Raw genomic sequence first — 20,438 nt, forward strand, 5'->3', positions numbered from 1 at the left:
GCGCGCTGTCCCGACGAGTCATGCGGACCTACTCTGAAGGAGTGGAAGGGGCCGGGGTGTGGACTGTTATTGTGATGAAATGGAGCCTTACACGACACCCAAGCGGAGGCCTCGAAGCTACCCCCGTTGCTCAGCGACGGGGGGCTCACCCTGGCCGACCCGCAGCATTTTTTGAGTGCGCCCGCTCTGCCGCACGAGGGACGCCACCGCCAGGAGAAACGATATGAGCAAGCCCCCCATCGACGAATCGCGACCCGGTGCCGATGGTGTGTTGCGAGTCGAGGTGCCTGCCCAGCAGCGCAAATCGCCGCGCCAGGCACGTTCCATCGCCTTGGTCGACGCCCTCAAGCAGACCGCCCGGCAGATCCTCGAACGGCATGGAAGGGATGAGCTGACGACCTTGCGTCTGGCGGAAGAGGCGGGTGTTGCCACCAGTTCCATCTACGAGTATTTCCCGACCATGGAGGCGCTGATCGCCGCCATCTACGAGGACGTCCGCAAGGAAGTGCGCACCGAACTGCTGACCAGAATCGCCGCGCTGCCGGCCGACACCACACTGTACGACGGCATCGTGCTGACCATCGAGGTCGGCCTCAATCTCTATCTCCAGAAGATCCGCTTCGATCCGGAGTTCAGCGTGCGCTCGACCCACTACGACGAGTTGGTAAGGCTCGACGTGGTCAAGGCGCGAGAGGAGCTGTCCGGTAGCGCGACCGAGGCACTGATGTGCCGCTTCGCCGATGAGGTCCTGGTCCGCGACAAAGACAAGGCGCACTTTTTGGTCTTCCACACTTTACTCGCCCTGTCCCGGGCGATCCTCCTGGAACGCCCCAGCTACTTGACCGAAAAGGATACGGTGCAGATGCTCGCGCGCATGGTGCATGCGCTGCTGACGACTGCGGAGTGACTCGCTAAGAACGGTGCGCCGGCAATGTCGGTGATGAAACGAAAAACGGCGCCCGAGGGCGCCGTTTTTCATTGGGCTAACAAGGTTTAACGGATACCGGCGTTGCGCAGCGATGCCGGGGTGAAGTCGGACATCTTGGTCCGTTGACCAAACTGCGGGGCGCTCTTCGCTTCGTTGCTCATCGCTGCGACGATGTAGCGGCCGGCGATCAGGTCATAGAAGCCCTGCGCCGCAGGCACGTTGACGCCTTGTTCGTACTGCGAGTAGGTGTAGTTTTCACCCACCCGCCACAAGTTGCCTCGGCCGTCGTAGTGATCGACCTCGACGATGGTCCAGGTGTCCTCGTCGAAGTACATGTCGCGCTTGGCATAGATATGCCGTTCGCCCGGTTTGAGGGTGGCCTGGACTTGCCAGACCCGGTGCAGCTCGTAGCGGGTCAGATCCTGGTTGATGTGCCCGGGCTTGATGATGTCGGCGTACTTCACGCTGGGCGACTGCAGGTGGTAGTTGTTGTAGGGGATGTACATCTCCTTTTTGCCCACCAGCTTCCAGTCGTAGCGGTCCGGTGCGCCGTTCATCATGTCGGCGTTGTCGGAGGTGCGCATGCCGTCGGAGGCTAGGCCGGGGGCGTCGTAGGCCAATTGCGGGGCGCGCCGCACGCGGCGCTGGCCGGCGTTGTAGGCCCAGGCTCTACGCGGCTCCTTAACCTGGTCGATGGTCTCGTGGGCCATCGACACGTTGCCCGCCAGGCGTGCCGGGCCGGTGACCGCGAAGATGTAGTAGAACAGCACGTTGGCCGACTCTTTCGGGTCTGCGCCGTCCATGTATTGCGGGAAGCTGTTCTTGTCGTTGGTGTCGACGATGGTGTAGGCGCCATTGACTTGCGGAGCCGCCTGGGCCGCCCAGCGCTGAATGTTCTTGCCGCGATAGCGGGTCTGGTGGTTCCAGTACACCTCCACGCCGTTCTTCGGAATGGGGAAGGCGTAGTTGCGCGACTCGGTGAAGTGCTCCAGGCCGTTGCCGTCGCTGATCAGTTTCACGTTCACCGCGCTCTTCTTCGCCGCCTCGTAGATTTCCTGCGGGTTGGCCGCGCTGCGCTCGGTTTTGTACACCGGGATTTTGTAGGTGCTGGCGTAGCGCTTGAACATCGCCATCTGGCCCGGCGTCAGCTTGTCCTTGTACTGCGCGGCGTTAGCGGCGGTGATGGTGAACAGCGGCTTTTCATTGGCGTAGGGATCCGAGAGGAACCCCTTGGCGTCCACGCTACCCGCGCCAGGCTTCAACCCGCCGGTCCAGGCCGGAATGCTGCCGTCGGCGTTGCCGGCTTTTTCCGCACCCAGCGGGGTCAGCGTGGTGCCGAGCTGGTCGGCTTCCTGCTGCGAAACCGCGGCCATGACGCTGCTGGCCAGCAGGGACAGCGCGATGACGCCACTTTTGATGATCATGTTTGTTTTTGTTTTCATGCAATTACCCTCTGCCGATAACGGCTCAGAAGTTCACGCCGAGGCTGAGCGCGACGAAGTCACGATCGGTGTTGGTGTTGAAGTCGCCGCCGAAGAAGTCGGTGTAGCTGAGGCTGGCGGTGTAGGTGTTCAGGTAGTCCGCATCCAGACCGACGCTGACGGCCTTGACGCCTTCCTCGAAGTTCGGACCAAAGCCCTCCACGTCATGCGACCAGGCCACGTTCGGTGTCAGGTTGATGCCAGCGAACACGTTGCTGTAGTTCAGGCTGGCGCGGGTGCGGTAGCCCCAGGAGTCGGTGGTGTAGAAGCCGTGGCTGGTGCAGTTGTTCCGCTGCGTGCTGGTCGGGGTGGCGCAGACTGAGGTGTTCAGCGCGCCAGGGAGTTCGCCGGCGCCCCAGACCGGGCTGCGGCCGAAACGTACGTCGGTGCCGTCGGACTTGCCTAGGCCGTTGATGCGGTTGTAGCCAATCTCGCCCACCAGGGTCAGGCGGCTGGCGCCCAAAACCTGGTCGATGAAGTGGGTGGCGGTCATCTGCGCCTGGACCACCGGCATGCGTTTGTAGCCTGGCAGGTCGCCGCCCAGCGAACGGGTGGTTTCTCCGGAGGTGAAAACCGGCGAAGTGGCCCCGGAGAAGGTGGCCGGGTTGGTCGCGTGCAGCGCCGCCAGGTTGAGGTCGGGGGTGTTGATCTGCAGCGGCATGTTCGGCCGGTAGCTGACTTCGCCACCCAGCGAGGTGCCGCCGACGTTGGTTTGGAAGCTCAGGCCGTAGAGGCGGATGTCTTCCGGGTAGTCCACGAAGTAGCGCGCAGCTCGGACCTGGTCGAACTGGCGCTGACCGCCCGCCACTTGCAGAGCGGTAGTGATCTGCGCGGGCGTACGACCTGCTGCGATAAGGCTGTTGCGCAGGGCGCCGATCTCGCCTGCCGTGATCGACGGCACGGTGGTCTGCTTGAAGCTCAGGTACGGGTTGCGGCTGTGATAGTTCATCAGGTAAGCACCGAATTCGGTGTCGTTGGCTTCCGGCACGAACCAGCGCAAGGCCAAACCGTACTGACCGCCGTCACGGGCGTCGTTGTCCTTGGCGCGCGGCATGTAGACGTCATCCGTTGCCGCATTCCCGCCCGCGAGAATCGTCGCAGCGGAGGCAGTATTCCTGGCTACACCGGGCGCGAGGTCGGGGCCGGCGAACACCAGGCGGTCGTTACAACCCTTCGGCAAGGGGTCAGAACCGAAGAAGGTGCCGCAGTTGTCGGTTACCGTCTTTTCCCATTCGATCTGATAGAAGGCCTCGGCGTTGAGGTTCTCCGACAGGCCCTGGGACAGGTAGAACATGTTGACCGGGATCAGGCCTTCTTTGACCTCAGAGCCGGGACGGCGCAACGCGGCGACGTCGATCGGGTTGATGCTGTTGATCGAGTTACCGATGAAGGTGCTCTCACCCCAGCTCACCACCTGCTTACCCAGGCGCACGTTGCCCGACAGGTCGCCGATGTTGTAGTTGTGGTAGACAAAGGTGTCGAGGAACATCGCGCCCGAGGATTGGGCGGCGCGGTCGCGACCGCTGTCATCGATGTCGTAGAACAGGCGGTGCTCGTCCTTCAGCTCGAAGTCATACCAGTACTTGCCGCGGACGAACACGCCGCTGTCGCCGTATTTCAGCTCCAGATCATGAATGCCCTTGAAGATTTTCGAGAAGGTTTCGCCCTTCTTGAAGTTCTTGCGGTTGTCGTCCGCGGTGCGGGTTGCCGAATAACCACGCATGCCCAAGGTGTTGGCGGGGTGGATGAACTCGGGGTCCGGGCCGTCTGCGGCCCAACTGGCACCCACAGAGAGTGACGAATCGAAGCTGCCCTCGATTTCCCCAATTTGGAAGCTAACGGCCTGGGCCTGAGATGCGACGCCCACTGCAATGGCGGCGGCCAGCAGGTGGGGTTGGAAGACTCCGGATTTTCTTATTGTCATGCGGCGCTCCAAAGACGGTTGCAATAGGACGAAGGGCGAACGGCTCAAACCCAGCTGATCAATTGGGTTGCCGCGAGCGGCGTGGGTGAGCGGCTGCAACGCCGGCGTTGGCCGTTGTCGCGCTTGCCTTTCTGAACGTGTGTCGGTGCTCGATCAGCGGGCCAAACGCTAATCCCGCAGACAGCCACTCCCCCCCCCTAAGGGGAGGGGGCTACTCCTTTTGGGTGATATTTCGGTGGGCCGCCGCGTTGGCGCGGCAAAGGCCGATCCCCCTCGACAGGAGGGGGCGCGCCATTGCCGGAGTGGATGACCATCGCTCCATGGTCGCTGTGTCGCCGCTGTGTGAGCGATGAGCAAGGTCCTGTCACCTGTCCCTGGAGAAAGATATGTCGCAGAAAGTCTACGTCGCCGGTGTCGGCATGATTCCGTTTGCCAAGCCCGGCCAGAGCGGTACCTACATCGAGATGGGTGCCGAAGCCATTCGCCTGGCCCTGAAGGATGCCGGTATCGATTACAAGCTGGTGCAGCAGGCCTATGCCGGCTACGTCTACGGCGACTCCACCAGCGGCCAGTCGGCGCTTTACGAAGTGGGTCTGACCGGTATCCCAGTCATCAACGTCAACAACAACTGCGGCAGTGGTTCCTCGGCGCTCTGGCTGGCTCGTCAGGCGGTGGAAAGCGGCATGGCCGATTGCGCGCTGGCCTTCGGCTTCGAGCAGATGCAACCGGGCGCCCTGAAAGACCACTGGACCGATCGTCCGGTGACCTACGGCAAGGGCATGGACGTGGCACGTCGCGTGTTCCCGGAAGGCGAAGGCATGCCTAACGCTCTGCGCCTGTTCGGCGGCGCCGGCAAGGAACACATGGAGAAGTACGGCACCAAGATGGAAACCTTCGCGGCGATCCGCGCCAAGGCCAGCCGTCATGCCGCCAATAACCCGATGTCGGTATTCAAGAAGGTGGTGACCACCGAGGAAGTGATGGCCGACCCGGTGATCTTCCCTGGTGTGATGACCCGCCTGATGGCTTGCCCGCCGACTTGCGGCGGCGCCGCGGCAATCGTCGTCTCCGAGCGCTTCGCCAAGAAGCACGGCCTGCGCACCGACGTGGTGATCCTCGCCCAGGCCCTGGTCACCGACCAGCCGGAAGCCTTTGATCCGCCGTCGATGATCAGCGCCGTCGGTGTTGGCATGACCCGTCAGGGCGCCCGTGAAGTCTACGAGAAAGCCGGTGTCGGCCCGGAAGACATCCGCGTCTGCGAACTGCACGACTGCTTCGCCCAGAACGAGCTGCTGACCTACGAAGGCCTGGGCTTCTGCGCCGAAGGCGAAGGCGAGAAGTTCGTCCTGGACGGCGACAACACCTATGGCGGGCGCGTGGTCACTAACCCGTCCGGCGGCCTTCTCTCCAAGGGCCACCCGCTGGGTGCCACCGGTCTGGCGCAGTGCTACGAGCTGACCAACCAGCTGCGCGGCACCGCCGGCGCGCGTCAGGTCGAAGGCCTGCAGCACGCTCTGCAGCACAACCTCGGCCTGGGTGGCGCCGGGATCGTGACCCTGTTCGGTCGCGGCTAAGAACCTCATCACGAGATCGTGAACAGGTTCTAAGTCACCGCGCGCCCCGCTCCAGGGGCGCGCCTTTTCACCTGACAGGAATCCCAAAATGGCAGATACCAGTCTGATCGGCCGTTCGCTCGGCGTGACCAGTGCCGAGTTGGAAAAGGGCCGCCTGCGCTTCTTCGCCAAATCCATCGGCGAGACCGACCCGGTATACACCGATGAGGCGGCGGCCCATGCCGCCGGCTATCGCTCGTTGCCGATGCCACCGTCCTTTTTGTTCTGCCTGGAACGTGAAGGGCGCGATAACGACCACATCGTCGAGGGCATCATGGGCTTCAGCCTTGGCCGCATCCTGCATGCCGAGCAGAGCTTCAGCTACCACCGCATGGCCTTCGCCGGCGACGTGCTGACCTTCGACAGCCGCATCGTCGACGTGTACGAGAAGAAGAACGGCGCTCTGCAGTTCGTGGTGACCGAAACCCGCGTCACCAACCAGCACGGCGAGCACATCGCCGATGTCCGCGCCTCCACCGTGCAGCGCTGAGGAATCGCCCATGAACATTCCGCGTTACAGCGAGGTGCAGGTCGGCGACCAGTTGCCGCCGCTTGTCCTGCCGCCGGTCAACCGCACCACCCTGGCGCTGTATGCCGGTGCGTCGGGCGACCACAACCAGGTCCACATCGACCTCGATTTCGCCCGCAAGTCGGGCCAGCCCGACGTGTTCGCCCACGGCATGTTGTCGGCTGCCTACCTCGGCCGGCTGCTCACCAGTTGGGTGCCGCAGCCGCGGATCCGCAGCCTGTCCGTGCGCTTCGTCGGCATCACCCACCTGGGGCACATCCCCACCTGCACCGGCACGGTGATCGAGAAGTTCGAGCAGAACGGCGAGCCGCGCATCCGCATCGAACTGAGCTGTTGCAACCAATACGGCGAGCCGCGCCTGACCGGCGAAGCCGTCGTCGCGCTGGCTTGAACCCCATACGAACAAGTCGTAGGGCGGGTGCAACCCGCCAAGCGGCCACTCCGGCCTGGCGGGTTGCACCCGCCCTACGGCAAGAACCTGCATAGGAATAGATTGAATGAAAAAGCTTGAAGGTAAAGTCGCCCTGGTCACCGGCTCCGGTCGTGGTATCGGCCGCAGCGTGGCCCTGAAACTGGCCGCCGATGGCGCTAAAGTAGTAGTCAACGACCTCGACGCCGCGCCGGCCGAAGAAGTAGTTGCGGAGATCCGCGCCGCCGGTGGTGAAGCCGTGGCCTGCGTCGGCAGCGTGACCGCCGTTGACTTCGCCGACCGCTTCGTCAAGACCGCGATGGACAGCTACGGCACCATCGACATCATCGTCAACAACGCCGGTTACACCTGGGACAGCGTGATCCAGAAGATGACCGACGAGCAGTGGTACGCGATCATCGACTGCCACATCACCGCGCCGTTCCGCATCCTCCGCGCGGCCCAGCCGATCATTAGTGCTGCGGCGAAGAAAGAAGCCGCCGAAGGCCGCGTGGTCAACCGCAAGATCGTCAACATCTCCTCGGTGTCCGCCGCCGGCAACGCGGGTCAGGTCAACTATTCCACCGCCAAGGCTGGCGTGCTGGGCATGACCAAGGCGCTGTCCAAGGAGTGGGGCCGCTACAAGGTCAATGTCAACGCGGTGGCCTTCGGTCACATCGAGACCCGCATGACCCTGCCGGTCGAAGGCGATCCACGGTTCATCAACATCGAAGGCCGCGAGATCAAGGTTGGCATCAGCCAGGCCACCGTCGAAGCGTCCAAGACCGCTATTCCGCTGGGTCGTCCGGGCAATCCGGAGGAGGCGGCCAACGCCGTGTACCTGTTCTGCATTCCGGAATCGGACTACCTGTCCGGCCAGGTGCTGGTGTGCGGCGGCGGTCTCGGTACCGTCTGATGGCTACGGGGCGCTTCGGCGCCCCGTCGTTGGCGAGGGTTGTGATATGAGCGAGAAGATCGCCGGGAGCCCCGGCCGGAAACTGCTGCATACCCGTCAGGTGGTGTGCACGGGTTACCTGCGCGATGACGGCCTGTTCGACATCGAAGGCCGACTGCTCGACACCAAGGGCATCGACACCCAGTTTCTCTATGGCACCATTGCCGCCGGCGGCGTGCTGCACCAGATGCGTCTGGTGATGACCCTCGACGAAAGGATGCTGATCCAGCACATCGAGGCGCATTCCGAGCACGCGCCGACGCCGGTGTGCCCACACATCAGCAGCGCCTACGCGGCGCTCAAGGGCCTGCGCATCGGGCCCGGTTTCAAGAAGCGCGCCGCCGAACTGGTCGGCGGGCTGAAGGGCTGTACCCACCTCACCGAAATGCTCGGCCCGATGGCCACCACCGCGGTGCAGACCATGGCGCCGGTCATCCAGAAGCGCCTGCGCGAACGTGCGGCGCGCGACCCGAGCTTCGAGATGCCCAGCCACTGGGTGATCGGTACCTGTCACGCCTACCACCCGGAGGGCGAGGCGGCGCGCAAGATCGGCGAATGGCGTCCGTATGGCGATGCCCAGCAAAAAACAGAGATGCGATAAGCGCTTCGCTATCAGGAGTTTTCCGTGAATAAGAGCAATCTCAAACATGCTCTGATGGCCGCGTTTCTAGCGCGGCAACAACGTATAAAAAAGGGCCACGGAAATCATGAATGCTGAATACCAGCAGTACCTGAGCGCCATATTCGTCGAAGAAGTTGAGGGCGAAGCATTCTTCAGCGGTCTCTCGGAACGCGCCGCAGACGCGGAGCACCAACACAAGTGGCAGGTGCTCGCCCAACTGGAGACCCAGACCAAGGAGCACATCCGTGCCGGGCTGCGCGAGCTGGGCATCGAAGTGGCCGAGCAACGCCACAACATCGAGCGCGGTGAGCAGCTCGCCGAGCGTTTCTCCAAGCTGCCGTGGCTGGAGTTCCTGACAGTGTTCCAGCCGTCCTTGCAGAAGTTCGTGGCGCAGTACAGCGCAGGCGAACAACTGATCCCTGACGAAGGCCGGGAGCGCCCCCTGCTGCGCTATATCACCCGCCATGAGCAGGCCCTGCTGGCGTTCGTGATATGTGAGCTGCAGGGCCGCGGCGCGGAGTCACTGGACGCCGTGCTGGCGCTACTCGGCAAGCCGCTTCATCAGACGGCAGCCCCTTCGCGCTCACATAATTCCGAGGTACTCCAGTGACCACGTCCATCGTTCGCGCGGCTTGTCCGCATGACTGTCCCGACACCTGCGCGATGCTGATCACCGTGCAGGACGGGGTCGCCACCGAAGTGCGCGGCGACCCTGAGCACCCCACTACCGGCGGCGCGCTGTGTACCAAAGTGGCGCGCTACCTGCAGCGCACCTACCACGCCGATCGCCTGCTCTACCCGATGAAGCGCATCGGCGCGAAGGGCGCCGGCCAGCTCGCGCGCATCAGCTGGGACGAGGCGCTCGACACCATCGCCGCGCGCCTCACGGACATCGCCGCGCGCGCCCCGCAAGCCATCCTGCCGTACAGCTACGCCGGCACCATGGGCCTGGTGCAGGGCGACTCGATGTCGGCGCGCTTCTTCCACAAGATCGGCGCCTCCTACCTGGATCGCACCATCTGCAGCACCGCCGGCAGCGTCGGCTACCAGTACAGCATCGGCGCGCAACTGGGCACCGATGTCGAACAGTTCGAACACTCGAAACTGATCCTGATCTGGGGCTGCAACCCGATCGCCTCCAACCTGCATTTCTGGACCCGCGTGCAGCAGGCCAAGCGCCGTGGCGCCAGGCTGATCGCCATCGACCCCTACCGCTCGCTCACTGCGGAGAAATGCCACCAGCACATCGCCCTGCTGCCGGGCACCGACGCGGCGCTGGCGCTGGGCATGATGCACGTGCTGATCGCCGAGCAGTTGCTCGACGAGGCGTACATCGCCGAGCACACCCTGGGCTTCGAGCAACTCAAGGAACGCGTGCAGGACTGGACCCCGGAGCGCACCGCGCAGACCTGCGGAATCAGCGCGGAAGAGGTATTGCAGCTGGCACGCGACTATGGCGAAGCCGCCCGGCGCGGCGAGGCCGTGGCGATCCGCCTCAACTACGGCCTGCAGCGCGTGCGCGGCGGTGGCATGGCGGTGCGCAACATCGCCTGCCTGCCGGCGCTGGTCGGCGCCTGGCGACAGGCGGCAGGCGGCGTGCTGCTGGCCTCGGCGGACGCCTTTCCGGTCAACCACCGCGCCTTGCAGCGCTCTGATCTGCGCACCGGTGGCCGTCCACGCACCCTCAACATGAGCACCATCGGCGACAACCTGCTGCGCGAGACCTCCGCCGAGTTCGGGCCCAAGGTCGAGGCGCTGATCGTCTACAACTCCAGCCCGGTCGCGGTGGCGCCGGAGTCGCCGAAAGTCGCCCAGGGCTTCGCCCGCGACGACCTGTTCACCGTGGTGCTCGAGCATTTCCAGACCGACACCGCCGACTACGCGGACATTCTCCTGCCCGCCACCACGCAGCTGGAGCACGTCGACGTACATATGGCCTACGGGCACAATTACATGCTGGCCAACAACGCGGCGATCGCCCCGCTCGGCGAAGCCAAGCCGAACTCGGAGATCTTCCGCCTGCTGGCCGCACGCATGGGCTTCGACGAGCCGTGCTTCCGCGAAAGCGACGACGAGATCGCCGCCCAGGCGTTCAAGACGCAGGATGTGCGCGCCCAGCATTTCGGCTGGGAGGCGCTCAAGCTGGTCGGCTGGCAGAAGATGAACGTGCCCGATGCGCCGTTCGCCAACGGTGGCTTCCCGACGCCCTCGGGTAAATGCGAGTTCTTCTCCGCGCGCATGCAGGCCGCCGGCCTCGACCCAGTGCCGACCTTCATCGCCCCCTACGAGTCGGTGGCGAGCAACCCGGAGCTGGCGAAGAAGTATCCGTTGGCGATGATCTCGCCGCCGGCGCGCAATTTCATGAACAGCACCTTCGTCAACGTGCAGAGCCTGCGCAGCACCGAAGGCGAGCCGCATCTGGACATCCATCCGAACGACGCGGCGGCGCGCGGCATCGAGGACGGCCAAATGGTGCGCATCTACAACGACCGCGGCGCGTTCGAAGCCAAGGCGCGGGTCAGCGACCGCGCGCGGCCGGGATTGGTGGTGGGCCTGTCGATCTGGTGGAAGAAGTTCGCCGAGGATGGCAAGAACGCCAATGAAGTCACCAGCCAGCGGGTCACCGACATGGGCAATGGCGCGACGTTCTACGACGTGCTGGTGCAGGTGGAGATGTGCGAAGGCTGAATTGGACAGTCGCAGGCACCTGCCCCGGACTATAGGCGAGCCGGGCCCGCCAGCGCTCCAATTTGAGCCCAAGGAGGTCCGCTTTTGGCCCAGTCCCTCCGTTTTATCCCTCTGATTGAAAATGCAACCGTCAGCCGTGCGCGTAATGTCGGTCTCCAGCAGCTTGCATATTCTGCTTTTCATGGTGGCATCGAGGAGTCATTTCCGGAGATGTCCCATGAAGCGCAATATCCCCAACGTTTCTGCTCAGTTATGGCGCAGATTGGCTTTCGCCACCGTCCCACTTGTTGCGGTAGTAAGTTTCGTACTAATGCGACTAGCAACATCGCTTGAGCAGGTGGATATTGCGCCCTGCCAGGTGCTGGTCGAACTGCTGCAGCTACGGTTACTCCTGGTGATTGCCTTTCAGGTGGCCCCACTGCTTTGGGCCGAGTTCTTCATCAATGGCTATCGGCGGCGCCTAATTCAATGCACCCTGAATCAACTCTTGCGGGATTTACGGATGCCGCTCGCTACATGGGCAGGGGTCTGCTTGTTAATAGGCTTTTATTTCTGGCCGCGACTGAGCGCACCACTGGTTTGTTTCTAATGTGAATGTTGGCAGGCAAATCTAGCGAGAGGGCGGCATTCGAATTGGCCACGGCATGCCACAGGAGAGCTAGCTCGGTGAGTTTTGCTCTCCATGGCGGAGCTTCCTGGCTGGCGCTGGACTCTGTCAGATCGTCCGGCACCGCGGCTGGTGTTGATACGAGATGGGCGGGACGAGGAGGAGCGCGTTCTGCTATCCGCGCAGAACCCACGTCCCGAACCCGACAATTAAGATCACAATTGCGAACTCGAGCAGCAGGTATTGATTTCCCAGCGACATATCAAACCTCCATTCACCGATTTCACTTGAAGTGTAGGGCAGTGCCGGGGCCCTGGGGCAGCTGTTCTTCTAAATGTGGTAGCTATAGGATTTCAGCCTACGGGCGCGCTAGTCGGATTAAATGCCGGTACAGTGGAGCCGCCGGTGATAGCGACGCCCAGGGCAATGAGGCAGAGATTATTTTCAGCACTTATGCAGCTCCCCGCTTCAAAGTCGTCGCCAAACTTTCAACCTCGAATAAAATTTAACAGCGCCTTAAAGTATGCAACCCTGCGGTTCAGTGCGTAGCTATCCATCCGATCAAATATTTTATCATTTCGCACCATCAAGGTGTGGCCTGATTTTAGCGATTGACGTTACTAGGCGCAGATGATTTTTTTGTGGGGTTCTAGGGGCGAAGTTCTCTCGCAGGAATTCTGATAAAGGTATTTCGGTAACTTCGCCAATGCGTGCTTCTACATATATTTCTGCCAGCATGTCGAGTTTTCTTCCGATAGGCTGGATAACACTAGCTTGATTGGTGGTTTCATCGTCCGCTCCCATCTCTATTGAATAGGGTTCTGCTGGTTTTACGTCTTCGATGGGTGAACCTCCCAACGGCACCGCACATGAACTCTAGAATGTAGATCCAGTTGGCTATCTCAGTGTTTGCCAGCGATGGGAAGGCCAATAGCAATATCGTACCGGGGATAGCGAGCATCATGAAGGAAACTAAAAATGACGCCGCTTCGTGAGAACTTGAAATGTATTTTCTGGCTTGCATGATTGATTTTTCCCAATGGATTTGACGCTTCAAATTCTCCAGTGATTTCAAAATGTGTAAGCTTAGTCGGGTAGCCCCGGGTCATTGCTGATCCAGGGTCCCCTGAGAGCCGTACGTGCGATTTTCACCGCATACGGCTCAAGCCGTTAGTAAGCCTTCCACGGAAGACCGGCGTATTGGCATCTCTGCGTCCCTGGAGCCATACACCTTTGCAATCAGTTTCGAGTCGACTACACCTGCCTCCGATTTCGTGGTGATAGGTGGCAGGCTGGGGATGCCGCTACCGAAATGCTGAATCGCCCCGGGTTTCGTGGAGGCCTCAACTCTTGAGAAGATGAGGCTATGAAAAAGACTACGACCTACTCCCCTGAAGTCCGTGAACGTGCCGTGCGCATGGTTCTGGAACACCTGAACGATTATCCGTCCGAGTGGGCGGCCATTGAGGCCATTGCTCCGAAGATTGGCTGTGCAGCGCAAACCCTGCATGGTTGGATTCGTCGCCAGCAGACCGACGCTGGTCAGCGCCCCGGTCAGACCAGCGAAGAGCGCGAGCGCATCAAGGCTTTGGAGCGGGAGAACCGCGAGCTGCGTAAAGCCAACGAGATCCTGCGCCTGGCCAGTGCGTATTTTGCCCAGGCGGAGCTCGACCGCCGCACCAAGTCCTGAGGGCATTTGTCGATCAGCATCGTGACCGTCTAGGGGTCGAGTCGATCTGCAGCGTCTTGCAGATCGCCCCGTCCGGTTACCGCAGGCACGCGGCGCAGCAGCGTAACCCTGCACTACGTTGTTGCCGTGCTCGGCGTGATGACGTGTTGATCCCGGAAATCCAGCGGGTGTGGGACGCCAACATGCAGTGCTATGGCGCGGTGAAGGTCTGGAAGCAGCTCAGGCGAGAAGGCATCGGGGCAGCCAGATGCACGGTGGAGCGGTTGATGCGTCGGGCTGGATTACAGGGCATAAGGCGCGGCCAGGTTGTATGGACAACGGTATCGGGTGACCAAACCGTATGCCCACTGGATCGTGTCCAACGGCAGTTCCGTGCCGACCGCCCAAACCAGTTGTGGGTATCGGGCTTCACCTACGTTTCGACCTGGCAGGGATGGCTGTATGTGGCGTTTGTCATCGACGTGTTTGCACGCCGCATAGTGGGCTGGCGAGTCAGTACCAGCATGAAGACCGACTTCGTGCTGGATGCCCTGGAGCAAGCCCTGTATGCCCGCCAGCCACATCGCACAGGCGGTCTGATCCATCACAGCGACCGCGGTAGCCAGTACGTCTCCATTCGCTACACCGAGCGACTGGCCGAGGCCGGGGTCGAGCCCTCGGTCGGCAGCAAAGGTGATAGCTACGACAACGCCTTGGCTGAAACCATCAACGGACTGTACAAGGCGGAGCTGATTCACCGTCAGTCATGGAAGAGCCGCGAGGCCGTAGAGATGGCGCACCCTGCGGTGGGTGCACTGGTACAACAATGAGCGTCTGCTGAGTTCAATCGGCTATATCCCGCCTGCGGAGGCTGAGGCAAACTTCTACCGGCAACAAACAGGTCAGGCCATTGCTGCCTGACTTAAACGAAACAGCCTCCACGAAACCCGGGGCGATTCAGGCGAGCCATAAGGTGAGCTGTTGGCCGTGTGGGTAAGGGATCGCAGAGAAAGCGAACGCCGGGCTGTAATGGTTCGGATAGGGGTTGGAACATCACCCCACGGGAAACCGGGCAGACTTCTGCGTGGTCGTTGATTGCATGAGGTCTGACGGGACTATCTCAGAAGTAGCGAGAGCAGGCCAGCATGATAGAGCACGGGCGAAAGCGCGTGTCTGTGGCCTGCCACCTATCACCACGCAAGCGGAGGCAGGTGTAGTCGACTCGGAACTGATTGCAAGGGTGTATTGGCTCCAGAGAGATGCCGATACGCCGGTCTTCCGTGGAAGGCTTACTGACGGCTTGAGCCGTATGCGGTGAAAATCGCACGTACGGTTCTCAGGGGGCCCTGGATCAGTAATGACCCGGGGCTACCCGACTAGATGTTGGTCTCTGCATTCGTATCACTCCACCCAAATGGATTCCCCATAGCATCCAGCGAATTGCAGATCATCGGAATGCCACTGCCTGGATTGATCTCGAACCCAGAGCAATCTCCCAGTAGCGGAGCAGAACAGTTCGGCGAACCTATCGGAGTATCGAAAGGCTCGTCGATTTTCCAATACGCTGCCATTCGACTCAGTTGGTCATCCGTTGCGAGCGACCCGAAATCCAGGCTGTCATACACAACGATCATTTCACCAAGCGATGGATAGATTCTGGTCTGGTAGCCAAGACTGGGAGCAGGGCGTCGCAGGCTTTTGGCAAGTGCGGTGATAAGGCTTTTCAGCATGGCAATTTCCTCGACTTGAATGTCCCTGAAGCGGGAGGCCAGATCGGTCTGGCATTTCCAGTTTCCAGTCATTCTGAAAACTGCAAGTCGAGGTCTGGAGGCGCGCTTAAGATCAGGCGCGCAGTGCTTCTGCTGTCGCACGAGGCGAGTTGTGAAGGGGTGTGATGAGCCCCTTTGGAATGCCCTAAATCGGGATTGCTCAGCCCGAATCTGATACCAATTTTGATACCAATCGGTGTGTTTGGCTGAGTAGCCATGTGGCTGGAACCCGCGTGTTTCCTACTCATAGACCCCCACCCATACCCATGGCTTATTGCATGGTGATGTTTGCGGTAGAAATCACGGATTTTGACCAAGTTTGGGCGGGCGCGGGCGCGAATAAGGGCGCGATTGTAGCGGTTTGCTGACTGCAGCGGCAGAAAATTGCCTGGGCGGTCGTTACAGCATCAGGGCAATGCCGTTAAGACACGCCAAGACGAGTGACCTCTCCCGCTGTTACTCTGCGATCGGTTCTGATGGGTAAGCGCTCACAAAAGTGGAACCGAGCGATCAATGGCGAAAGGGAGCGCGCAGAGTGCGAATAAACGGATCAATCGGTTTGGGCCTGTGGTTGCTGATGTCGCTACAGACTGTAGCGGCGCAGGAAATCGCGATTGGCGACGCCATGGATCGCTTGCGCGACAGCCCCAAGCTCCGGGCCGGCGAGGCGGCAATCAATGCCGCCGAGGGTCAGCGTGAAGCCGCAACGGCGAAGCATTTTCCCGAGCTGGTGCTGTCCAGCAATCACTATCTGCTCGATCAGGATATTGAGGTCGATCTGGGCGATGTTCGTCAGGCCTTCGTCGATCATGGTGATGCGGCGGCTGCGGCGCGTATTTCCGACGTCACCATCCAAGACCGCAACTTCGGCAGCCTCGATGCCATCGTCAAATATCCGCTGTATACCGGCGGGCGGGTGAGTGCCGGCGTAGAGGCGGCGGAGTCAGCGGTCGAGGCCAGCCGCGAGGGGCGTGCGCACACCTACGACGAATTGGTATTGGAACTGGTGAAGCGCTACTACGGAGTACGCGTGGCCGAAGAGGCGCTGAGAGTACAGACGGCCGCCGCAAGCAGCCTGCGCAACCATGAACAGAACGCTCAGCATCTGGAGAAGGAAGGGCAGATCGCGAAGGTCGAGCGTCTCAGCGCCGATGTTGCCGCTTCCGAAGCGGAGCGCGAGCGGTCGATGGCCGAGCGCAACCTGCGTATGGCCCGGCAATCGCTGGCCTCGTTGCTCAACGGCGAGGCTACGCCACCCCGCGATGTGGCTATTCCTACGGTGGACAGCCTGCCGCCGTTGCAGCGTTTCACCAGCGGTAGCCAGGACAACAGCCAGCTCAAACAACTGGCGGCGACCCGCAAACAAGCTGAATCGGCCACCGATGCGGTCAAGGGCGCCTATCTGCCAGCGGTCAACGTGCTGGCCGTGCGCAGTCTCAGCAACTACAACCTGCCGGAAATCTGGCCGCAGTGGACCGCCGGCGTAACCATTACTCTGCCGCTTTTCGATGGTGGCGAGCGGCGCGGCAAGCTGCACGAGGCCAACGCCCGGCTGGAGGAGGTCGGCCAGACCTACGAACAGGCACGCCGCGATTTCAATCTGTTGATCGAGCAGCGCTATCACGAACTGGAAAATGCCCAGGAGCAGATTCGCACCTTGCGGCGCACCCGTCAGCTCAGCGACGAAAGCCTTCGCGCGCAGCAGAAAGCCTTTGCCGAAGGCTTCGCTCGCTCACTCGATGTAATCGATGCCCAGAACACTCAGTCCAAAGTCCAGCTCGCCGACTTGGGCGCTCGTTATTCCGCACTGACCAACTATGCCGCGCTGATGGTGGTGTCCGGCCAAGGACCCGCATTGGAGGAATGGCTACGCCGTACACAGGAGCAACGCCCATGAGCGAAGGGACCAATTCGCCGAAATCAGGCAAATCCATCTTCCTGCTGGGATTAGCGGTGCTCGTCATCGCAGGGTTGGCGGTCTGGGTATTCTGGCCCCAGCCACGTTATCTCGAGGGGCAGATCGAAGCTGATCGGGTCAACATCGCCTCCAAATACCCCGGTCGCGTCAAAGCGATCCACGTGCGTGAAGGCGATGCAGTCACGGTCGGCCAACTGCTGGTGGAGATCGACAGTCCGGAAGCCGACGCCAAAATGGCCCAGGTGCAGGCCATGGTCAGTGGTGCCACCGCCCTGCGCGACAAAGCACAGACCGGCGCGCGCAGCCAGGATATCGCTCGCGCCAAAGCCGGCTGGCTGGCAGCGCAGGAAGAGGCCCGGCTGGCGCAGACCACCGCCGGGCGCATGGAGCGTCTGTTTCGCGACGGGGTGATCCCGCAGCAGCGCCGCGACGAAGTGCAAACCATGGCCGCCGCCAGCGCGCAGAAAGTCCTCGCCGCCAAAGCGCAATACGATGAAGCGCAAGAGGGCGCGCGCACGGAGGACAAAGCCGCGGCCACTGCGCAGTTGGGAGAAGCCGAAGGCGCCCGCGCGGAAGTCCAGGCGGTGATTGCCGAAACCCGCCTGAGCGCACCGGTGGCCGGCGAAATCAGCACGCGCGTCATCGAAGAGGGCGAGGTGTTGGGCGCCGGCTTCCCGCTGCTGGTGATCACCCGCACCGACCTGCCGTGGGTCACCTTCAATCTGCGCGAGGACTTCCTTCACGGGCTCAAGGTGGGTCAGGAGTTCACCGCCCGGGTGCCGGCGCTGAGTAATCGTGAGGTGCGCTTCAAAGTCAGCCTGATCGCGCCGCTGGGCGATTTCGCCACTTGGCGCTCGACCCGCGACCTGGGCAGTTTCGATCTACGCACCTTCGAGGTCCGGGCTCGGCCGGTCGAGGCGGTGGAGGGGTTGCGTCCGGGCATGCGCGTGGTGCTCCCGGAATCCGACCTGACCGCGGGCTGAGGCCGGCATGGGTCGTTTCCTGCACCGCGAGTGGCAGCGTATCCGCGATCACCAGTCGGCGGCCTGGCTGCTGTTCGGGCTGCCGCTCATTGGCACCGTGCTGCTGCTATGGATCTTCTCCGCACGCACACCGCATGACCTGCCGATCGCCGTGGTGGACTTCGACAACAGCGTCTTGAGTCGCGAGGTCACCCGTCTGCTGGATGCCACCAGCTCCACCCGGGTCGCGGCCTTTCCAGACAGCGTCGGTGCCGCGCAAGACCTGCTGCTGCGCGGCGAGGTCTATGCGGTGATGGCGCTGCCCCACGACCTGTTCAAGCGGATGAAGCGTGGCGATCCGGTCCCGATTCAGGTGTTCGTCAACCAGCAACTGATGACTGCGGCGGGCAGGATCAGCGTCGATGTCCAGTCGGTGCTGGGTGAGCTGTCGGCCCGCAACTCGTTGATCCAGCAGGCACAGATGGGCGGCAAGGTGGTCAGCATCCTCCCGGTGCGCGCCGAACTGCACCCGCTGTTCAACCCTGGCATCGACTATGGGCCCTTTCTCGCCTTGCTACTGATCTCGGCGACGCTGCACGTGTTCATCTTCATCAGCGCTACCCAGTTCCTCGGCACCGAACTGCTGGAGAAGAGCGTGCCGGCTTGGCTGGCGGCGGCGCAGGGCGGCTGGTTTCTCGCGCTATTACGCAAGTTCGGACTCTATACCGGCTGGTGGATGCTGTTCGGCAGCTTGCTGCTGTTTGGCACCTACCGCTGGCTGGGCATGGGTATGCCCGAGCATCTGGGCGTGATGCTGTTCGGCTTGCTGCTGTTGGTACTGGTCTATCAGGGCCTGGCCTTGCTGCTGGTGATGACCACCGCCAACTACCGGGTGGCCGTGTCGCTTGCCAGTCTGATCGCCTCGCCGGCGGTGGCGTTCTGTGGGGTGACCTTTCCTCTCGAGGCATTGCCGCTCGGTCCGCGCATTTGGGGCGAGATGCTGCCGCTGACCCATTTCGTCCATCTGCAGATCGAGCAGACCCTGGGTTCGATACCCGAAGCGGTGTCTGCTCAGCGTTTGCTGACCCTGGCCCTGATGACCGCATTCTTCTGGGGGATCGGCTTGTGGCGTGCGCGGCTGGTTTTGCAGACACCGAGCTACTGGGGGCGCGAATGATCGGGGCCTTTCTGCAGGCGATGCGCGAGGAGTTTGCCGCGGTGCGTCGCAACGAGGGCGCGCTGGGCGTGCTGATCGGCGCCATTCTGCTGTATGGCCTGCTGTATCCCTCGCCCTACAGCCACCAGGTGTTTCGTGACGTGCCGGTGGTGGTGGTCGACCACGACAACAGCGCCCTCAGCCGCGAACTGATCCGCATGGCGGATGCTGCCGAGATGGTCGAAGTGGTCGGTTCTGCGGACGACATGAGCGCCGCCCGCGACCAGCTGTATCGCTCGAAAGCCCTGGGTGTGGTGGAGATTCCTCGCGAGTTCGAGCGACGTGTGCTGCGCGGCGAGCAGGCGGTGATCGGCGTGTATGGCAACGCCGGTTATGTGCTGGCCTACAGCATGATCGCCGAAACTCTCACCGAGGTGGCGATGACCATCGGCGCCGGAGTACAGATCGAGCAGCTGCAGGCCAAGGGGGTGCCGCAGGAACAGGCCAATGTCACGCGGGCGGTGCTGCCGGTTACCATCAAGACGCTCTACGACCCAGCTGGCGGTTATGCCAGCTACGTGGTGCCGGCCGTGCTGATCATCATGCTGCACCAGACCCTGCTGATCGGCATCGGCATGCTTTCGGCAGACAATCGCCACCTGCCACTGTCGCCCGTGGCCGGACGCTCGCCGGGGATGTGGGTGCTCGGCCGCTGCGTGCCGTACCTGCTGATCTCGGCGTTCAACTCGCTGTTCTTCTTCGGCGTGATCTTCCGCCTCTACGGGCTGCCGAACCAGGGCAACGGCTGGGTGTTGATGCCCTTCCTGACGCTGTTCCTGCTCGCCACCACGCTGTTCGGCTTGGTGGTCGGCAACCTCTTCCGCAGCTCGATCACCGTCGGTCAGGTGCTGCTGTTCACCTCGCTGCCGGGCGTGTTCCTCGCCGGCTTCAGTTGGCCAAAGGAGATGCTTCCCGAACCGTTGTTCTGGCTGTCGAGGATGATCCCCAATACCTCTGGGGTAGAGGGCTTCCTGCGCTTGCACCAGATGGGCGCCAGCTATCAGCAGATCCAGTGGCCGCTGATCAACCTGGCCATCCTCGCCCTGGTGTTCTGGCTGCTGGCACGCTGGTTGACACGGCGGCGGGTGAAGGCAGGGAGGTAGGAGCGAATTCATTCGCGATGGGGCAGCTGCCGATCGCGAATGAAT

16 protein-coding genes, 1 pseudogene and 1 other annotated feature are annotated in these 20,438 nt (G+C 62.0%); of the genes and pseudogenes, 14 read left to right on the plus strand and 3 right to left on the minus strand.

Going from position 1 to position 20,438, the window contains the following annotated elements; translation table 11 throughout:
- The first annotated feature begins 223 nt into the window (after positions 1–223).
- Positions 224–907 (plus strand): TetR/AcrR family transcriptional regulator, encoded by a 684-nt coding sequence (locus NVV93_RS09600; protein WP_258254206.1) that lies wholly within the window; start codon positions 224–226, stop codon positions 905–907.
- Positions 908–993: 86 nt separating this feature from the next.
- Here the strand turns inward: NVV93_RS09600 and NVV93_RS09605 are convergent, their stop codons facing one another.
- Both NVV93_RS09605 and NVV93_RS09610 read right to left on the minus strand, forming a co-directional pair.
- Positions 994–2,370 (minus strand): DUF1329 domain-containing protein, encoded by a 1,377-nt coding sequence (locus NVV93_RS09605; protein ID WP_258254207.1) that lies wholly within the window; start codon positions 2,368–2,370, stop codon positions 994–996.
- A 25-nt stretch (positions 2,371–2,395) separates the two neighbouring features.
- Positions 2,396–4,333: a DUF1302 domain-containing protein gene (locus NVV93_RS09610; RefSeq protein ID WP_258254208.1), complete on the minus strand. Its 1,938-nt coding sequence runs from the start codon at positions 4,331–4,333 to the stop codon at positions 2,396–2,398.
- 386 nt (positions 4,334–4,719) lie between these two features.
- On the opposite strand from NVV93_RS09610, the gene NVV93_RS09615 reads away from it, so the two are divergent.
- The 9 genes and pseudogenes from NVV93_RS09615 to NVV93_RS09655 all read left to right on the plus strand — a co-directional run bounded on the left by NVV93_RS09615 (position 4,720) and on the right by NVV93_RS09655 (position 14,346).
- On the plus strand, positions 4,720–5,907 hold the full coding sequence (locus tag NVV93_RS09615; RefSeq protein WP_258254209.1) for a lipid-transfer protein: 1,188 nt from the start codon (positions 4,720–4,722) through the stop codon (positions 5,905–5,907).
- An 88-nt stretch (positions 5,908–5,995) separates the two neighbouring features.
- Positions 5,996–6,436, plus strand: coding sequence for a MaoC family dehydratase N-terminal domain-containing protein (locus NVV93_RS09620; protein ID WP_258254210.1), 441 nt, complete (start codon positions 5,996–5,998; stop codon positions 6,434–6,436).
- Between the two features lie 10 nt (positions 6,437–6,446).
- A complete protein-coding gene (locus NVV93_RS09625; protein ID WP_258254211.1) occupies positions 6,447–6,866 on the plus strand; it encodes a MaoC family dehydratase in 420 nt (139 codons plus the stop codon).
- 106 nt (positions 6,867–6,972) lie between these two features.
- Positions 6,973–7,800 (plus strand): SDR family NAD(P)-dependent oxidoreductase, encoded by an 828-nt coding sequence (locus tag NVV93_RS09630; RefSeq protein WP_258254212.1) that lies wholly within the window; start codon positions 6,973–6,975, stop codon positions 7,798–7,800.
- Between the two features lie 46 nt (positions 7,801–7,846).
- Complete coding sequence (locus NVV93_RS09635) at positions 7,847–8,440, plus strand: DUF2889 domain-containing protein (RefSeq protein ID WP_258254213.1); 594 nt, start codon at positions 7,847–7,849, stop codon at positions 8,438–8,440.
- A 106-nt stretch (positions 8,441–8,546) separates the two neighbouring features.
- On the plus strand, positions 8,547–9,071 hold the full coding sequence (locus NVV93_RS09640) for a hypothetical protein (protein ID WP_258254214.1): 525 nt from the start codon (positions 8,547–8,549) through the stop codon (positions 9,069–9,071).
- Positions 9,068–11,149: a molybdopterin-dependent oxidoreductase gene (locus tag NVV93_RS09645; protein ID WP_258254215.1), complete on the plus strand. Its 2,082-nt coding sequence runs from the start codon at positions 9,068–9,070 to the stop codon at positions 11,147–11,149. The genes NVV93_RS09640 and NVV93_RS09645 overlap by 4 nt, the downstream gene beginning before the upstream one ends.
- A 217-nt stretch (positions 11,150–11,366) precedes the next feature.
- Positions 11,367–11,738 carry a hypothetical protein gene (locus NVV93_RS09650; protein ID WP_258254216.1) on the plus strand — a complete coding sequence of 124 codons (372 nt, stop codon included), beginning with the start codon at positions 11,367–11,369 and terminating at the stop codon, positions 11,736–11,738.
- Between the two features lie 1,384 nt (positions 11,739–13,122).
- A pseudogene (locus NVV93_RS09655) lies at positions 13,123–14,346 on the plus strand (IS3 family transposase).
- Positions 13,401–13,517: a sequence feature (AL1L pseudoknot), on the plus strand. (Overlaps the previous pseudogene by 117 nt.)
- Before the next feature lie 455 nt (positions 14,347–14,801).
- Here the strand turns inward: NVV93_RS09655 and NVV93_RS09660 are convergent.
- A complete protein-coding gene (locus NVV93_RS09660) occupies positions 14,802–15,155 on the minus strand; it encodes a hypothetical protein (protein ID WP_258254217.1) in 354 nt (117 codons plus the stop codon).
- Between the two features lie 616 nt (positions 15,156–15,771).
- Here NVV93_RS09660 and NVV93_RS09665 point away from each other — a divergent pair.
- From NVV93_RS09665 to NVV93_RS09680, 4 genes are read left to right on the plus strand one after another with little or no spacing between them, the layout of a single operon-like run.
- A complete protein-coding gene (locus NVV93_RS09665; RefSeq protein WP_258254218.1) occupies positions 15,772–17,091 on the plus strand; it encodes a TolC family protein in 1,320 nt (439 codons plus the stop codon).
- The gene (locus tag NVV93_RS09670) at positions 17,088–18,095 is read left to right on the plus strand and encodes an HlyD family secretion protein (RefSeq protein WP_258254219.1); all 1,008 of its coding nucleotides are present in this window, start codon (positions 17,088–17,090) and stop codon (positions 18,093–18,095) included. Before NVV93_RS09665 ends, NVV93_RS09670 begins: the two co-directional genes overlap by 4 nt.
- 7 nt (positions 18,096–18,102) lie before the next feature.
- A complete protein-coding gene (locus tag NVV93_RS09675; protein WP_258254220.1) occupies positions 18,103–19,251 on the plus strand; it encodes an ABC transporter permease in 1,149 nt (382 codons plus the stop codon).
- Positions 19,248–20,393, plus strand: a complete 1,146-nt coding sequence (locus NVV93_RS09680) for an ABC transporter permease (RefSeq protein WP_258254221.1) — start codon at positions 19,248–19,250, stop codon at positions 20,391–20,393. The genes NVV93_RS09675 and NVV93_RS09680 overlap by 4 nt, the downstream gene beginning before the upstream one ends.
- The last annotated feature ends 45 nt before the right edge of the window (positions 20,394–20,438 follow it).

It is taken from the genome of Pseudomonas sp. LS44, assembly GCF_024730785.1.
Lineage (GTDB): Bacteria > Pseudomonadota > Gammaproteobacteria > Pseudomonadales > Pseudomonadaceae > Aquipseudomonas.

What these genes read in the sequence shown, in the direction of transcription:
- NVV93_RS09600 (WP_258254206.1), top strand. Translation starts at nt 224, where the DNA reads ATGAGCAAGCCCCCCATCGACGAATCGCGACCCGGTGCCGATGGTGTG.
- NVV93_RS09605 (WP_258254207.1), bottom strand. Translation starts at nt 2,370, where the DNA reads ATGAAAACAAAAACAAACATGATCATCAAAAGTGGCGTCATCGCGCTG.
- NVV93_RS09610 (WP_258254208.1), bottom strand. Translation starts at nt 4,333, where the DNA reads ATGACAATAAGAAAATCCGGAGTCTTCCAACCCCACCTGCTGGCCGCC.
- NVV93_RS09615 (WP_258254209.1), top strand. Translation starts at nt 4,720, where the DNA reads ATGTCGCAGAAAGTCTACGTCGCCGGTGTCGGCATGATTCCGTTTGCC.
- NVV93_RS09620 (WP_258254210.1), top strand. Translation starts at nt 5,996, where the DNA reads ATGGCAGATACCAGTCTGATCGGCCGTTCGCTCGGCGTGACCAGTGCC.
- NVV93_RS09625 (WP_258254211.1), top strand. Translation starts at nt 6,447, where the DNA reads ATGAACATTCCGCGTTACAGCGAGGTGCAGGTCGGCGACCAGTTGCCG.
- NVV93_RS09630 (WP_258254212.1), top strand. Translation starts at nt 6,973, where the DNA reads ATGAAAAAGCTTGAAGGTAAAGTCGCCCTGGTCACCGGCTCCGGTCGT.
- NVV93_RS09635 (WP_258254213.1), top strand. Translation starts at nt 7,847, where the DNA reads ATGAGCGAGAAGATCGCCGGGAGCCCCGGCCGGAAACTGCTGCATACC.
- NVV93_RS09640 (WP_258254214.1), top strand. Translation starts at nt 8,547, where the DNA reads ATGAATGCTGAATACCAGCAGTACCTGAGCGCCATATTCGTCGAAGAA.
- NVV93_RS09650 (WP_258254216.1), top strand. Translation starts at nt 11,367, where the DNA reads ATGAAGCGCAATATCCCCAACGTTTCTGCTCAGTTATGGCGCAGATTG.
- NVV93_RS09660 (WP_258254217.1), bottom strand. Translation starts at nt 15,155, where the DNA reads ATGCTGAAAAGCCTTATCACCGCACTTGCCAAAAGCCTGCGACGCCCT.
- NVV93_RS09665 (WP_258254218.1), top strand. Translation starts at nt 15,772, where the DNA reads ATGTCGCTACAGACTGTAGCGGCGCAGGAAATCGCGATTGGCGACGCC.
- NVV93_RS09670 (WP_258254219.1), top strand. Translation starts at nt 17,088, where the DNA reads ATGAGCGAAGGGACCAATTCGCCGAAATCAGGCAAATCCATCTTCCTG.
- NVV93_RS09675 (WP_258254220.1), top strand. Translation starts at nt 18,103, where the DNA reads ATGGGTCGTTTCCTGCACCGCGAGTGGCAGCGTATCCGCGATCACCAG.
- NVV93_RS09680 (WP_258254221.1), top strand. Translation starts at nt 19,248, where the DNA reads ATGATCGGGGCCTTTCTGCAGGCGATGCGCGAGGAGTTTGCCGCGGTG.